This is a genomic window from Pseudomonas sp. CM27, from assembly GCF_013179515.1.
Classification (GTDB): Bacteria; Pseudomonadota; Gammaproteobacteria; order Pseudomonadales; family Pseudomonadaceae; genus Aquipseudomonas.
On sequence record NZ_JABMCN010000140.1, the window covers coordinates 1 to 15,299 of the forward strand.

Here is a 15,299-nt window from a genome sequence, read left to right on the forward strand (position 1 = left end):
GGCCGGTTCGCCCAGGTGGCGGGCACCGAAGCTGTCGGACAATTCCAGGGCCACGGCACGCTTGATCAGAAACGCAGCGCCCAGTTTGGAGCCTTCGGAGACGAAGATCCAGCCCATTGCTTCGCCCAGGCTGGTGGTGCCCAGGGCGCCCGGCACGGCGGCCGGCACTTCGGTGTCGAGGTCGGCGAGGTCCAGGCGGGCCTGGTCGGCACGGCAGCGCTCGGCCAGGTCGGGGACGATGGCGATCAGGCGCGGGTCGTTGTACAGGGCTTGCAGCTCGGACTGGAACAGGTACTGGGCGACTACGAAGCGGGCGAAGCTTTCGCGGCTGTCGAAGGGAGCGTGGGCTTTGACCAGGGCATCCAGCTCGGCGTGCGGGGCGTGGGTGATCTGGTTCAGGCGCTGGGAGCGCAGGGCTGGGCGGTCGGTCATGGGGCAGTCCTTGGAAAAGGGGGGCGTCTAGATACAAGACGAAACAGTGTGGGCGGGACAGTAAAAAAACCGGAGTTTGTGTTGCCTGTGCCGGCCTCTTCGCGGGTGAACCCGCTCCCACAGGAACATCACAGGTCCAAGACCTGCGTGATACCTGTGGGAGCGGGTTCACCCGCGAAGAGGCCGGCACAGGCGGTAGAGATCAGATATCCCACACCACATTGATACCGAAGTTGCGCCCCGGCATGGTCAGGCGGTCGATGTTGGCCGGCTGGGTCACCGCGGCCTCACCCTGGCCGTCGTAGCTGCGGATCGAATCCCACTGCCAGTACTTCTTGTCGGTGAGGTTGTACAACCCGGCGTTGATGGTCACGTCGTCGGTGACCTTGTAGAAGCCGGTCAGGTCCAGCACGCCGTAACCCGGGGTGCGGAACTTCGAGGTCGAGCCGTCAGGCGAATAGAAGGTGCCGTCGTCCACCCGGGTTTTGCGCTTGACCAGCGTCCAGCTCAGCAGGCCGCCGTAGTTCTGTTGCTCGTAGCCCAGGCCGAATACGCCCTTCAGTGGGTTGACGGTGTTCAGCGGCTGGCCGGTGTCATCGTTGCGGCCGTAGGTGTAGGCGATCGAACCCTGGGTATACAGGCCCTGAGGTGCACCGAAGTGGTCGAGGTTCAGGCGGCCCTTGACCTCGGCACCCTTGATGGTGGCGTGCTTGATGTTGTTGGCCTGGAACGTCTGCTCCAGGTTGGCGCTTTGCACGGCGTCTTCGTCGATGAAGTCGCGGTACTTGTTGTAGTACACCGCCACGTCGAAGTTGCCGGCGACGAAGTTGCCACGCAGGCCGGTTTCGTAGCTTTTGCTCTTCTCCGGTTCGAGGCCCGGGTTGCCTTCTACGCGGTAGCCTTCCTCGAGGTTGACGAATTTGCCGTACATGGACTTGGCGGTCGGTGTACGGAAGCCTTCGGCGTACTGGCCGTACCAGGTGTAGTTGTCGCTGAAGGCATAGGTCAGGCCGAACTTGGGCGAAACGCGGTGCCACTTCTTGTCCGAGTCGTCCTGCGACGTCGGCGCCGTGCCGGTGGACTCCAGGCCACGCAGGAACTCCTCGGTGAACGTGGGCTCCATGCGCGTGTAGTCGTAGCGTGCGCCGGGCATGAAGGTCCAGTTGTTCCAGCGGATTTCATCCTGCATGAACAGGCTGTAGGTGTTCACCGTCGGGTCCGGGAAGTCGCTGACCAGCACCTGGCCGTCTGCCGGGCGTTCGGCACCGACGGCGGAGCAGCCCGCGCCCACGGTCAGGCAGGTGCCGGTGCCGCTGCGCGAACCGGTGACCTTTTCATGCTTGAGGGTAATGCCATAGGTCAGCAGGTGGTCGGTGGCGCCGATGCTGAAGGCTTTGTCCAGCTGGGCGTCGAACACCCACTGGCGGTCTTTGTAGGTAGTGTCGCGGGTTCGCAGTACCTGACGGCCAGGCGGCGCATAGACTTCTTCGGTGTGCTGGTCGGTCTTGGCGATCTGGTAGTTCAGGCTCCACTTCACATGGTCGGCGACCCGCGAATCCAGGCCGAACTCATGGTTGATGCCGTAGCGCTCGCGGGTGATGGTGTCGTTGCCATTGCGCGCCTTGTAGTAGCCCATGCCACCGAAGCCAGGAATGAACGGCCCGCCCACCGCACTGAGGATGTTCTGGTCGCGGTCATCCTTGTAGCGCTCGAAGGTGAAGCCCAGGCGGGCATCGTCGGCGTAGTTCCAGCCCAGCTTGGCCAGTACGTTGGTGGTGCGCACGTCCATCGGGTTGGCTTCGGTGCGCGACAGGCCGTCACCGCTGTGGCTACCGTGGGTTTCGGTTTCGTGGCCGTTGCGCTGGCTCAGGTGCAGCAGGCCGTCGACACCGCCTTGGCGGCCGGCGACGGTGGCAGAGGTCAGCCAGCTTTCGTCAGCCGAGCTGTAGCCGCTCTTCAGGCGCGCACCCACGTCCTTGCCGGGCTTGATGATGTCGTCCGGGTCGAGGGTGAAGTAGCTGACCGCGCCGCCGATGGCGTTGCTGCCATACAGCACCGAAGCCGGGCCGCGGAGGATTTCCACGCGCTTGACGATCTCCGGGTCCACGTAGTTGCGCTGGGTCTGGGCGTACGGGCCGTAGAAAAAGCTGTCAGGGATCGACACTCCGTCGACCTGGGTAAGGATCCGCTCGCCGTCGATACCCCGAATGTTGTAGCCGTTCAGGCCGCTGCGCTGGCCGGTGCCGGCCACCGACACACCCGGCTCGTAGCGCACCAGGTCCTGGATGTTGTTGACGTTCTGCCGGTCCAGTTGCTCGCGGGTCTGCACGCTGACGGTGCTAGGCACCTGGCTTGCGTCCTGGGCGCTGCGGGTGGCGCTGACGGTGACCTGTTGCAGGGCTACCACATTGCCGCCGGCCTGGCGCTCGAGCACCACATTGCCGTTACTGATCTTGCGAAAGCCCAGGCCGGTACCGTTGAGCAGGCGCTTGAGTGCGGCTTCCGCCGGTAGCGCGCCCTGCACCCCCGGCGAGGCCACGCCGTCGGCCAGCTCGGCGCTGAAGCCGACCTGCCAGCCGGTGACCTGGCTGAAGGCGTTGATTGCCGACACCAGCGGCTGCTGGCCGATGCTGAAGCGGTAGTCACCGATGCGCGGGCTGCTGGCCTGGCCCTGCTCCCCAGCGGAGCCTGCAGCCAGCGCTGGCAGGCAGCAGGCGCCGCTGGCGAGCAGGGCCAGGGTCAACAGGGACAATTGCCCTGTGCGGCGAGGAAGGATGGACGAGCGGGTAGGACCTGTGGACATCGAAAGCGCTCCCAGACGCGCGGACTGTTATAGGTGATGGCTGTTCTCGTTATCAAACAAGAATCAGTTGCATTGGCTATAACGAGACGGGCGGGGTAGCGCAGTCGCGTAAAAATAATTTCAGGTCAGTCGAGAATGACCAGCGCAGGGTACTCGTGCAGTTGCGCAGAGGTGATGTGAGCCAGGGCCCGCAGGGTTTCCAGCGGTTGGTCGAGGCGATAGTTGCCGGTGACCGCTACGTCTTCGAGCTGCGTGTTGCGATTGATGATCCAGCCCGGGTAGTAGCGGCGCACCTCGGCCAGCACCTGGCTCAGCGGGCAGTTCTCGAACACCAGGCGGCCGTCGATCCAGGCCAGGTCCTTGTGCATGTCGGGGCGCTGGCGCTGACCGAAGCCCTGCGGCCCTACGTTGATGCTGTCGCCAGCGCTCAGGCGGATACGCTGGTCACGGCCGCCTTGCAGGTCGACATCGCCGCGCTGCACCCGCACCTGCGCCTCGCCGTCGACGTAACGCACGGCGAAGTCGGTATCGCGTACTTGCGCACGCAATGGTCCGGCCTGCACTTCCAGTGGCAGCCGCGCGCCATCGGGCACCTGGAAATACGCCTCGCCCTGCAGCAGCCGCGCCACCTGGCGGCCGTCGCGCAGGTCGCTGGCGAAGGCCGAATTGGTATTGAGCAACACTTTCGCGCCGTCATCCAGTTGCAAGCGCTGGCGCTCGCCAACCACCGTGAGGTGGTCGGCCTGCAGGCGCATGGGCAGGTTGCCCAGGGTGAACAGGCCCACCAGCAACACCGCGGCGGTAGCCATGGGTTTCCAGTGGCTGCGCAGGCGCCCTCTCCAGGAGCGGCGTTTTTGCTGGTGCAGGTGCCCGGCCACCTGATGCAGCGGGCTACCGTTCCACAGGGCCTCTGCCTCGACATACGCCTCGGCGTTTTCAGGTGCAGCGCAAAGCCAGGCTTCAAAGGCCTGGGTATCTTGTGCATCCGCGCATTGCAGGCGTACCAGCCAGTCCAGCGCCTCGTCCATGGCACGAGCACGGGCGCTAGGCCCGGCGGGTGACGGGCGAGGGGCGGGGCTGTCGGTCACGGTGAATCCTTGAATGGTTTTTTTTCGAATGATCAAGGCTAAGGCGGTGTGTGGCAAGGGCTTTGCGCTGCTGCACTGGCCAGCGGTCGGCTCACTTCAAGCGCTCGGCGACGCCCATGCAGATGGCCATGATCAGTTTCAATTCCTTTTGTACCGTGCTGGACGAAACATTCAGCTGTTCGGCAATTTCCAGGTAGGTGGCGCCATGCAGGCGGCTGAGGATGAATATGCGCTGCTGGCGTTCGCTCAGCTGGTTGAGACTGACGCTCAGGTGCTTGAGCAACTGCTCGGCATGGGCCGCATCTTCGCTGCTGGTGGCGGGGGCGGCGACACTGTGCAGCACTTCGTCGGGCACGTCGTCGACCAGCATGCGTGCCTGCACCCGGCGTGCGCGCAGGTGGTCAAGCGCCAGGTTGCGTGCGGTCTGGAACACGAACGGTTCGATGTGCTCGATGGGCCGTTCGCCCAACGCGCGGGATACCCGCAGGTAGGTTTCCTGCAGCAGGTCCTCGGCCGTGCTGGGATTACCTACCATGCGCTGGAGGGTACGCAGCAGGGTCAGGCGCTGGGTGAGGAAAACGGAATTGAACCGGGACTGACTCACGGGTGGACCTGGCCGACGAAAGGTTAATGATAATGCTTATCATCTTTGCGGAAGGTCAAGTGTGGAAGTGTTAGGAAAAGGTAAAGATTGTGAGTAAGGGCTTGAAGGTGCCTGCCGGGGAATTCACATCGGCTGTAAGATCGAGCGCCGCGCGGGCGGCGCTCGGTCTCACAGGCGCAGATAATGGCAAGCCGAACTCACCGCGCCCGGCACAGCGCCAGACAGTTATCCAGCATGCGGTTGCTGAACCCCCACTCATTGTCATACCAGGCCATCACCTTGAGCATGCGCCCGTTGGCCTTGGTGTGGTTGGCATCGAAGATCGACGACAGCGGGTTATGGTTGAAATCGCATGAAACCAACGGCAGGGCGTTGTAGCCCAACACTCTGGAATGCTTGCTGGCTTCGAGAAACAGCTGATTCACCTGCTCGGCCGTGGCTTCACGCTTGAGGTTCACGGTGAGGTCCACCAGCGACACGTTGATCACCGGCACCCGCACCGACATGCCGGTGAGCTTGCCCGCCAGTTCCGGCAGCACCAGGCCCACAGCCTCGGCGGCGCCGGTCTTGCTCGGGATCATCGACTGGGTCGCCGAGCGCGCGCGGTACGGGTCGCTGTGGTACACGTCGGTCAGCACCTGGTCGTTGGTGTAGGCATGGATGGTGGTCATCAGGCCCTGTTCGATGCCGAACTCGCGGTCCAGCACCTGGGCAATCGGCGCCAGGCAGTTGGTGGTGCAGGAGGCATTGGAAATGACCTGGTGCGAAGACCGCAGGATGTCGTGGTTGACTCCGTATACCACAGTGGCATCGGCGCCTTTGGCTGGCGCCGACACAATCACCTTGCCAGCCCCGGCGGCCAGGTGTGCGGCGGCCTTGGTGCGGTCGGTGAACAGACCGGTGCACTCGAACACCACATCGATGGCCTCGGCCTTCCAGGGTAGCTCGGCCGGGTTGCGGATGGCGCTGACCGCAATGCGGTCGCCATTCACCGTCAGGCTCTCATGGTCCGCCTCGACAATGGCATCGAAGGTGCCATGCACGCTGTCGTATTTCAGCAGGTGGGCATTCATGGCGCTGTCGCCCAGGTCGTTGATGGCGACGACCTGCAGGTCCTGGCGGTAGCCTTGGGTATACAGTGCGCGCAGGACGTTGCGCCCGATGCGGCCGAATCCGTTGATGGCGATGCGTAGGGTCATGGCAGTACCTCTGGCAGTCCGAGTGAAACCTGTGGCACAAAGGGGCTTCACTGAAACGGTTTTGTTGTTGGAATTACAAGATTATTCACTATCAGATAGAAAACAAGCCTTTTTAGTGGCAGTATTTTGTTTAAACATACAACGAGTGGTTGGGCGATGTGCCCCCAGCGTTGCAGCAGGCCCTTTACCTTGAGCCTAGGCCGCAATCGTTTGGAGGGGAAATGCCCGGTAAACCGCCCTTACAATTAGCCTGGAGTCCAGTACATGCACCCGCGCATCCTTGAGGTCACCCAGCGGCTGATCGAACGCAGCCGTGCCACCCGCGAACGCTACCTGCAGCTGATTCGCGGGGCGGCCAGTGACGGCCCCATGCGCGCCAGCCTGCAGTGCGCCAACTTCGCCCATGGCGTGGCCGGTTGCGGCAGCGACGACAAGCAGACCCTGCGGCTGATGAACGCGGCCAACGTGGCTATCGTTTCGGCGTATAACGACATGCTCTCGGCGCACCAGCCGTATTTGCACTTCCCCGAGCAGATCAAGCAGGCCCTGCGCGAGGTGGGTTCGGTGGGCCAGTTCGCCGGTGGCGTGCCGGCCATGTGCGACGGCGTGACCCAGGGCGAGCCAGGCATGGAACTGGCCATCGCCAGCCGCGAAGTGATCGCCATGTCCACCGCCGTGGCCCTGTCGCACAACATGTTCGATGGCGCGCTGATGCTGGGCATCTGCGACAAGATTGTCCCCGGCCTGATGATGGGCGCCCTGCGCTTTGGCCACCTGCCGACTATTTTCGTCCCGGGCGGGCCGATGATGTCGGGCATTTCCAACAAGCAGAAAGCCGATGTACGCCAGCGCTATGCCGAGGGCAAGGCCAGCCGCGAAGAGCTGCTGGAGTCGGAGATGAACTCCTACCACAGCCCGGGCACCTGCACGTTCTACGGCACCGCCAACACCAACCAGCTGGTGATGGAAGTCATGGGCCTGCACCTGCCCGGCGCCTCGTTCGTCAACCCGTACACCCCGCTGCGCGACGCGCTCACCGCCGAGGCCGCACGGCAGGTGACGCGCATGACCAAGGCCAGCGGCAGCTTCATGCCGCTGGGCGAAGTCGTCGACGAGAAGGCGCTGGTCAACTCGATCGTCGCCCTGCATGCCACCGGCGGCTCGACCAACCACACCCTGCACATCCCGGCGATTGCCCAGGCGGCGGGTATCCAGCTGACCTGGCAGGACATGGCCGACCTGTCCGAGGTGGTGCCGACCCTGTCCCACGTCTATCCCAACGGCAAGGCTGACATCAACCACTTCCAGGCGGCTGGCGGCATGGCCTTCCTGATTCGCGAGCTGCTCGACGCCGGGCTGCTGCATGAAGACGTCAACACCGTCGCCGGCCCCGGCCTGCGCCGTTACACCCAGGAACCGTTTCTCGACAACGGCAAGCTGGTGTGGCGCGAAGGGCCGCAGCACAGCCTGGACGAGACCATCCTGCGCCCGGTGGCGCGGCCGTTTTCGGCCGAAGGTGGCCTGCGCGTCATGGAAGGCAACCTCGGCCGTGGGGTGATGAAGGTGTCTGCCGTTGCCCCCGAGCACCGCGTGGTGGAAGCCCCGGCGCGGGTGTTCCACGACCAGCAGTCGCTGGCCGATGCGTTCAAGGCCGGCGAGCTGGAGTGTGACTTTGTTGCGGTGGTGCGTTTCCAGGGCCCGCGCTGCAATGGCATGCCCGAACTGCACAAGCTCACGCCCTTCCTGGGGGTGCTGCAGGACCGTGGCTACAAGGTGGCGCTGGTCACCGACGGGCGCATGTCGGGTGCCTCGGGCAAGATCCCTGCGGCTATCCACGTGTGCCCCGAAGCTTATGATGGCGGCCCGCTGGCGCGCGTGCGTGAGGGTGATATGGTGCGGGTCGATGGTGTCGAAGGCACGCTGCGGGTGATGGTGTCGGCCGAAGAACTGGCCAGCCGTGACCTGCCGCCGGCGCCCCAGGGCAACGACCTGGGTTGCGGGCGCGAGCTGTTCGGCTTCATGCGCATGGCGTTCAGCCCCGCAGAGCAGGGCGCCAGTGCATTCACTTCGGCCCTGGAGAACCTCAAATGAAGGACTTGCTGGTTGGCGACATCGGCGGCACCAATGCCCGTTTTGCGTTGTGGCGTGACAACCAGCTGCATGAAGTGAAAGTCTTCGCCACCGAGGATTACACCAGCCCTGAACAGGCCATCGAAGCCTATCTGCAGGGGCAGGGCATTGCTCGCGGTGGCGTGGCCGCGGCCTGCCTGGCAGTGGCCGGGCCGGTAGATGGCGATGAATTCCGCTTTACCAACAACCATTGGCGGCTCAGCCGTACGGCGTTCTGCAGGACCTTGCAGGTCGGGCAGTTGTTGCTGGTCAACGACTTCACCGCCATGGCGTTGGGCATGACCCGCCTGCGCGAGGGGGAGTTTCGCGAAGTGTGCCCCGGCACGGCTGACCCGTCGCGCCCGGCACTGGTCATCGGGCCTGGTACCGGCCTGGGCGTGGGCTCGCTGCTGCGCCTGGGCGAAAAGCACTGGCAGGCCCTGCCCGGCGAAGGCGGGCATGTCGACTTGCCGGTGGGCAATGCCCGCGAAGCGGCGATCCATCAGCAGATCCATGGTCAGATCGGCCACGTCAGTGCCGAGACGGTGCTCAGCGGGGGAGGTCTTGTGCGTTTGTACCAGGCGATCTGCGCGCTGGACGGAGACATACCGCGACACAAGACCCCGGCGCACATCACCGATGCCGCGCTGGGCGGCGAGCCGCGGGCGCTGGCGGTGGTCGAGCAGTTCTGCCGCTTCCTGGGGCGAGTGGCCGGTAACAATGTGCTGACCTTGGGCGCGCGGGGTGGGGTCTATATTGTCGGCGGGGTGATCCCGCGCTTTGCCGAGCTGTTCCTGCGCAGTGGGTTTGCCACAAGTTTTGCCGACAAGGGTTGCATGAGTGGTTATTTTGCCGGCGTGCCGGTGTGGTTGGTGACGGCGGAGTTTTCCGGGTTGCTGGGGGCCGGGGTGGCCTTGCAGCAGGCGCTGGATCACTGACAGTTGAAGGGGGCCGCAGCGCGGCCCGATCGCCGGCAAGCCAGCTCCCACACCGATCGCGTCAAGACTGGATTTGTACACTAACTGTGGGAGCCCGGCTTGCCGGCGATGGGCTGCAACTCAGCCCCGGAAGGCAACACCGTACAGCAGGCAAAAGACCTGCAATCAACAAGAGGAAGGACCACCTTGAGCACTGCCGGCAAATCGATCCTGATGGTCGACGACGACCAGGAAATCCGCGAACTGCTGCAAACCTACCTGAGCCGTTCCGGCTTCCAGGTGCATGCCGAAGCGGACGGCAGGGGCTTTCGCCAGGCTCTCGAATCCACCCCCTGCGACCTGGTCATCCTCGACGTGATGCTGCCCGACGAAGACGGCTTCAGCCTGTGCCGCTGGGTGCGCCAGCATCCCCGTCTGGCACGGGTGCCGATCATCATGCTCACCGCCAGCTCCGACGAAGCCGACCGGGTCATTGGCCTGGAACTGGGCGCAGACGACTACCTGGGCAAGCCCTTCAGCCCCCGCGAATTGCAAGCGCGGATCAAGGCCCTGCTGCGCCGTGCCGAATTCGGCCAGGCAGCACCGGTCAGTGCCGTGCTGGCCTTCGACGACTGGCGCCTGGACACGGTCAGCCATCGCCTGTTCCACCGTGACGGTGAAGAGGTGATCCTCTCGGGCGCCGACTTCGCCCTGCTCAAGCTTTTTCTCGACCGCCCACAGCAGATCCTCGATCGTGACACCATCGGCAACGCCACCCGTGGCCGCGAGCCGATGCCGCTGGACCGCATCGTCGACATGGCGGTCAGCCGCCTGCGCCAGCGCCTGCGCGACACCGACAAACCCCCACGGCTGATCCGCACGGTGCGTGGCAGTGGCTACCTGCTGGCTGCGCATGTCTGCAGTGCATCCTGAGCGGCGCTGGCGCCTGCTGCCTCGTTCGCTGCTGGCGCGCATGCTGTTGCTGACCCTGCTGGTGGTGGTGCTGGCCCAGGGTTTGTCGAGCATCATCTGGGTCGCCCAGCTGCGCGCCAGCCAGGTTCAGGGCCTGCGCGCCAGCGCCAGCAGCCTGGCCCATTCGATGAGCGCCAGTGTCAGCTACTTCCGCTCGCTGCCGGTGGCCTACCGGCCACTGGTGCTAGACCAGCTGCGCAGCATGGGGGGCACGCGCTTTTTCGTGTCGCTCAATGCCAAGCCGCTGGACATGCCGGTACTGCCCGTCACGCCGCGCAAGCAGGCGGTGATCGAGGTGTTCCAGCAAGTGCTGCATGAGCGCCTGGGCGCGCAAATGGACATTTCCGTCGAGTTCGTCGCCCCGGATGACCTGCGCATCTTCAACAGTGGCTTGAAGCTCGACGAACTGCCACGCTCCTGGGCGCATTATTCGCTGACCCTGGAGCCGCTCAACCCGCCGGTGCTGGTAACGCAGATCCGCCTGGCTGAGGGCGAGTGGCTGTACATCGCCTCGCTGCTGCCCGAGCCCTACACCAGCCTTGAGGCCGAACGCCTGCCACGCCAGCAGATCGGCTTCATCGTGCTGACCACCGCCTTGCTGCTGTTGTTCATCGGCCTGCTGGTGCACTGGCAGAGCTGGCCGCTGAAACGGCTGGCGCGGGCCGCGCGCGAGATGTCGCTGGGCGCCGATGTGGCGCCGGTGGCCGAAGGTGGCGGCAGTGAAGTGGTCGAAGTGAGTCGGGCGTTCAACAGCATGCGCGAGCGTATCAGCCGCTACCTGACCGAGCGCAGCCAGCTGTTCAGCGCCATTTCCCACGACCTGCGTACGCCGATCACCCGCCTGCGGTTGCGTGTCGAACTGCTCGAAGACGAGCGCCTGCAGGCCAAGTTCAGCCAGGACCTGGACGAACTGGAGCTGCTGGTCAAAGGCGCGTTGCAGTGCGTGAAGGACACTGACATCCACGAGAACATCGAGCCTGTCGACCTCAACCAGGTGCTGGAGATTCTGGCCGAGCCGTACCTGGGCGATGGCCGCATCACGTTGCTGGGGCGGGCGTTGGCGCCGTATGCGGGCAAGCCGCTGGCGCTGCGGCGCTGCATTGGCAACCTGATCGACAATGCCATCAAGTACGGCGAGCGGGCACGGTTGCGCATCATCGACAGTGCCGAGGGGTTTGTGCTGCAGGTGGACGACCAGGGCCCCGGGGTGCCGCAGCAGCAGCTGGAGCAGGTGTTCGAGCCGCATTTTCGCCTGGCCGGGCAGCAGCAGGGGTATGGGCTGGGGTTGGGAATTGCGCGCAACATTGCCCATAGCCATGGCGGGGAAGTGAGTTTGCTGAACCTGCGCGAGGGCGGGTTACGGGTGACCTTGTATCTACCGCGGGGTATGGACTGACTTTATGCGCTGGCAGTTCTGGCCCTATCGCCGGCACGCCAGCTCCCACAATGACCGCACGGGGTTCAAGGTTTGCACTGTAGCTGTGGGAGCTGGCTTGCCGGCGATAGGGCCGTTGCAGGTCACTCAATTGTCACTGTCGAGTGACAAACCTGCCGTCCTTCGTGACATCCGCCCAAATCCCGCTGGCTAGAATTCGCAAACGACTGGCAAGGAGCAAGCTGGCCCATGACCCCCCTCGACCTGCCAGCAACCAGCTGGCTCAACGCCCCGGCCCATTCCAACTGGCGCCAGGCTGAAGCACATCGCCTGCTGGCCTTTGCCAAGGCCGCGAAACTGCCGGACGGCTTCGGTAACCTCGATGCCAAAGGGCAGCTCGCCCCCGGCGCCCGCGCCCAAACCATGAACACCGCCCGCATGACCCACTGCTTCGCCCTGGCCCATCTGCAGGGTGTGCCTGGCTACCTGGCCTATGCCGAGCACGGCGTGACCGCCCTGCGCGGGGCCATGCAAGATGCCCGCTACGGCGGCTGGTTCGCCCACCCCGGCGGCCATGATGACAGCGGCAAGGCGGCCTACCTGCATGCCTTTGTCGCCCTGGCCGCCAGTTCGGCGGTAGTAGCGGGTGTCGACGATGCGCCCGCTTTGCTGGCAGACGCGGCCCAAGTGCTGGAGTCGCATTTCTGGTGCGAAGGGGAAGGCGCCCTGCGCGAAACCTTGTCCCGTGCGTGGCAGTTGCCTGAACCGTATCGGGGCGCCAACAGCAACATGCACGCGACCGAGGCCTTCCTGGCGCTTGCAGACGTCACCCGCAACACGCTGTGGCTGCAACGCGCCCTGCGCATCGCCGAACGCATCATCCATACCCATGCCGCCGCCAACGGCCACCGGGTGATCGAGCATTTCGACGCGTTATGGCAACCGCTGCCGCACTACAACCAGGAACACCCGGCCGACCACTTCCGCCCTTATGGCACCACGCCCGGGCACGCGCTGGAATGGGCGCGGCTGCTGTTGCACCTGGAGGCCAGCCTTGCGCAGGCCGGCCTGCACGCACCGGACTGGCTGCTTGGCAGCGCCCGCGCGCTGTTCGACGGCGCTTGTGGGCAGGCGTGGCATGCCGATGGCGCCCCGGGCTTTGTCTACACCCTGGACTGGGCCGATCGCCCGGTGGTGCACGCGCGTTTGCACTGGGTGCACGCCGAGGCCTGCGCCGCCGCCGCCGCGTTGTTGCAAAGGACCGGCGAGGCGCATTACGAGCAGTGGTACCGGCGCTGCTGGGACTTCATCGCCAACCATTTCATCGACCACACCGCGGGCAGTTGGCACCACGAGCTCGATGCGCTGAACCAGCCGGCCGGGAGCATCTGGCCGGGCAAACCCGACCTTTATCACGCCTGCCAGGCACTGCTGTTGCCCGGCTTGCCGCTGGCGCCGAGCCTGGCCAGCGCCCTGGCCGGCAATGTAACCAGATGATGACATTCAAGCATCGCTTCGTTACCTGACGAGGCGGGCGGGCTGTTTAGACTCCATGCAACGCAAGCGCTCGACTTGCACGGCATAACAACAAGAAAGGTGCTTCGATGAATTCCACACTCCGTCTCGCTGCCGCAATTTCCTTGGCCTCGATACTGCCCTTCAGTGCCCAGGCTGCCGACGCCAAAGGCAGCGTCGAGGTCGTGCACTGGTGGACCTCGGGTGGCGAAAAAGCAGCCGTCGATGTGCTCAAGGCCCAAGTCGAAAAAGATGGCTTCACCTGGAAGGACGGTGCCGTTGCTGGCGGCGGTGGTGCCACTGCCATGACCGTACTCAAGAGCCGCGCCGTGGCCGGCAACCCGCCGGGTGTCGCGCAAATCAAAGGCCCGGACATCCAGGACTGGGCGGCCACCGGGCTGCTCGACGCGGATGTGCTCAAGGAGGTGGCCAAGGCCGAAAACTGGGATTCGCTGCTCGACAAGAAAGTCGCCGATACCGTCAAGTACGACGGTGACTATGTCGCCGTGCCGGTCAACATCCATCGCATCAACTGGCTGTGGATCAACCCTGAAGTGTTCAAGAAAGCCGGTATCGACAAGCCGCCGACCACCCTCGACGAATTCTATGCGGTTGCCGACAAACTCAAGGCGGCCGGTTTCATCCCGCTCGCCCATGGTGGGCAGCCGTGGCAGGACAGCACGGTGTTCGAAAGCGTGGTGCTGTCGGTGATGGGTGCAGATGGCTACAAGAAGGCCATGGTCGACCTCGACAGCGCAACCCTCACCGGCCCGCAGATGGTCAAGGCGCTGACCGAGCTGAAAAAAGTCGCCACCTACATGGACCCGGATGGCAAAGGCCAGGACTGGAACCTGGAAGCCGCCAAGGTCATCAACGGCAAGGCCGGCATGCAGATCATGGGCGACTGGGCCAAGAGCGAATGGACCCTGGCGAAGAAAACCGCCGGTACGGACTACCAGTGCGTGCCGTTCCCCGGCACCGAAAAGGCCTTCCTGTACAACATCGACTCGCTGGTGGTGTTCAAGCAGAACGACGCCGGCACCGCTGCCGGCCAGCAGGACATTGCCCGCAAGGTGCTGGGCGAGGACTTCCAGAAGGTCTTCAGCAGCAACAAGGGCTCGATCCCGGTGCGCAACGACATGCTGGCCGACATGGGCAGGTATGGTTTTGATGCCTGCGCGCAGACCTCCGCCAAGGACTTCCTTGCCGACACAAAAAATGGCGGCCTGCAGCCGAGCATGGCGCACAACATGGCCACCACGCTGGCCGTGCAGGGGGCGTTCTTCGATGTGGTGACCAACTACATCAACGACCCCAAGGCCGACCCGGCCGATGCGGCGAAGAAGCTGGCGGCTGCCATCAAGTCCGCCCAGTAAAGCGCTGATGGCCCTATCGCCGGCAAGCCAGCTCCCACAGGGTATTCACTGCCTTTGAAAACTGTGGGTTACCTGTGGGAGCTGGCTTGCCGGCGATAGGGCCAGTACCGACAACACAAAAGGCAGAGCCACGCACTGTCTGGGCTTCGGGTACCACATCATGACCACTACAACCGCTCAACTGCGGGCCTCACCCCTGGACGCGCTACAGCGCTGGCTGCCCAAACTGGTGCTGGCGCCAAGCATGATCATCGTCCTGGTGGGCTTCTACGGCTACATCCTCTGGACCTTCGTGCTGTCCTTCACCACCTCGACCTTCCTGCCCACCTACAAGTGGGCGGGCCTGGCGCAATACGCGCGGCTGCTCGACAACGATCGCTGGTGGGTGGCGAGCAAGAACCTGCTGGTTTTCGGTGGCCTGTTCATCGCCATCAGCCTGGTCATCGGCGTGTTGCTGGCGGTATTGCTGGACCAGCGCATCCGCCGCGAGGGCTTCATCCGCACCCTATACCTGTACCCCATGGCGCTGTCGATGATCGTCACCGGCACGGCATGGAAGTGGCTGCTCAACCCCGGCATGGGCCTGGACAAGCTGCTGCGCGACTGGGGCTGGGAAGGCTTTCGGCTGGACTGGCTGATCGACCCTGACCGGGTGGTGTACTGCCTGGTGATTGCCGCCGTGTGGCAGGCCTCGGGCTTCATCATGGCGATGTTCCTGGCCGGTCTGCGCGGCGTCGACCCGTCGATCATCCGCGCTGCGCAAATCGACGGCGCCAGCCTGCCGCGCATCTACTGGCGAGTGGTGCTGCCCAGCCTGCGCCCGGTGTTCTTCAGCTCGCTGATGATCCTTTCGCACATCGCCATCAAGAGCTTCGACCTGGTCGCGGCGATGACTGCCGGTGGCCCCGG

General features: G+C 64.4%; 12 protein-coding genes. 7 read left to right on the forward strand and 5 right to left on the reverse strand.

From position 1 onward, the window contains the following. From HP547_RS17665 to gap, 5 genes are all read right to left on the reverse strand, one after another. Positions 1–432: biliverdin-producing heme oxygenase (locus tag HP547_RS17665; protein ID WP_172286961.1), on the reverse strand; the 432-nt coding region annotated here is incomplete at its 3' end. A gap of 202 nt (positions 433–634) precedes the next feature. Next, positions 635–3,235 (reverse strand): TonB-dependent receptor, encoded by a 2,601-nt coding sequence (locus tag HP547_RS17670; protein ID WP_172286962.1) that lies wholly within the window; start codon positions 3,233–3,235, stop codon positions 635–637. A gap of 125 nt (positions 3,236–3,360) precedes the next feature. Continuing rightward, the gene (locus HP547_RS17675) at positions 3,361–4,323 is read right to left on the reverse strand and encodes a FecR domain-containing protein (protein WP_172224375.1); all 963 of its coding nucleotides are present in this window, start codon (positions 4,321–4,323) and stop codon (positions 3,361–3,363) included. 91 nt (positions 4,324–4,414) lie between these two features. Beyond that, positions 4,415–4,927: a sigma-70 family RNA polymerase sigma factor gene (locus HP547_RS17680; protein ID WP_172286963.1), complete on the reverse strand. Its 513-nt coding sequence runs from the start codon at positions 4,925–4,927 to the stop codon at positions 4,415–4,417. Positions 4,928–5,124: 197 nt separating this feature from the next. After that, a complete protein-coding gene (gap, locus tag HP547_RS17685; RefSeq protein WP_172224381.1) occupies positions 5,125–6,126 on the reverse strand; it encodes a type I glyceraldehyde-3-phosphate dehydrogenase in 1,002 nt (333 codons plus the stop codon). 264 nt (positions 6,127–6,390) lie between these two features. Between gap and edd the strand changes: the two genes are divergently transcribed. The 7 genes from edd to HP547_RS17720 form a co-directional block, all read left to right on the forward strand. After that, on the forward strand, positions 6,391–8,217 hold the full coding sequence (edd, locus tag HP547_RS17690; RefSeq protein WP_172286964.1) for a phosphogluconate dehydratase: 1,827 nt from the start codon (positions 6,391–6,393) through the stop codon (positions 8,215–8,217). After that, positions 8,214–9,173, forward strand: coding sequence for a glucokinase (locus tag HP547_RS17695; RefSeq protein WP_172224387.1), 960 nt, complete (start codon positions 8,214–8,216; stop codon positions 9,171–9,173). Before edd ends, HP547_RS17695 begins: the two co-directional genes overlap by 4 nt. A gap of 186 nt (positions 9,174–9,359) precedes the next feature. Then, positions 9,360–10,085 (forward strand): two-component system response regulator GltR, encoded by a 726-nt coding sequence (gene gltR, locus HP547_RS17700; protein ID WP_172224390.1) that lies wholly within the window; start codon positions 9,360–9,362, stop codon positions 10,083–10,085. After that, positions 10,066–11,520: an ATP-binding protein gene (locus HP547_RS17705; RefSeq protein WP_172224414.1), complete on the forward strand. Its 1,455-nt coding sequence runs from the start codon at positions 10,066–10,068 to the stop codon at positions 11,518–11,520. Before gltR ends, HP547_RS17705 begins: the two co-directional genes overlap by 20 nt. Positions 11,521–11,748: 228 nt before the next feature. Then, on the forward strand, positions 11,749–12,996 hold the full coding sequence (locus HP547_RS17710; protein ID WP_172286965.1) for an AGE family epimerase/isomerase: 1,248 nt from the start codon (positions 11,749–11,751) through the stop codon (positions 12,994–12,996). Between the two features lie 107 nt (positions 12,997–13,103). Then, a complete protein-coding gene (locus tag HP547_RS17715) occupies positions 13,104–14,390 on the forward strand; it encodes an ABC transporter substrate-binding protein (RefSeq protein WP_172286966.1) in 1,287 nt (428 codons plus the stop codon). A 160-nt stretch (positions 14,391–14,550) separates the two neighbouring features. Then, a partial coding sequence (locus tag HP547_RS17720; protein ID WP_172286967.1) for a carbohydrate ABC transporter permease occupies positions 14,551–15,299 on the forward strand: 749 nt, incomplete at its 3' end.

What these genes read in the sequence shown, in the direction of transcription:
- HP547_RS17670 (WP_172286962.1), bottom strand. Translation starts at nt 3,235, where the DNA reads ATGTCCACAGGTCCTACCCGCTCGTCCATCCTTCCTCGCCGCACAGGG.
- gap (WP_172224381.1), bottom strand. Translation starts at nt 6,126, where the DNA reads ATGACCCTACGCATCGCCATCAACGGATTCGGCCGCATCGGGCGCAAC.
- edd (WP_172286964.1), top strand. Translation starts at nt 6,391, where the DNA reads ATGCACCCGCGCATCCTTGAGGTCACCCAGCGGCTGATCGAACGCAGC.
- HP547_RS17695 (WP_172224387.1), top strand. Translation starts at nt 8,214, where the DNA reads ATGAAGGACTTGCTGGTTGGCGACATCGGCGGCACCAATGCCCGTTTT.
- HP547_RS17705 (WP_172224414.1), top strand. Translation starts at nt 10,066, where the DNA reads ATGTCTGCAGTGCATCCTGAGCGGCGCTGGCGCCTGCTGCCTCGTTCG.
- HP547_RS17710 (WP_172286965.1), top strand. Translation starts at nt 11,749, where the DNA reads ATGACCCCCCTCGACCTGCCAGCAACCAGCTGGCTCAACGCCCCGGCC.
- HP547_RS17715 (WP_172286966.1), top strand. Translation starts at nt 13,104, where the DNA reads ATGAATTCCACACTCCGTCTCGCTGCCGCAATTTCCTTGGCCTCGATA.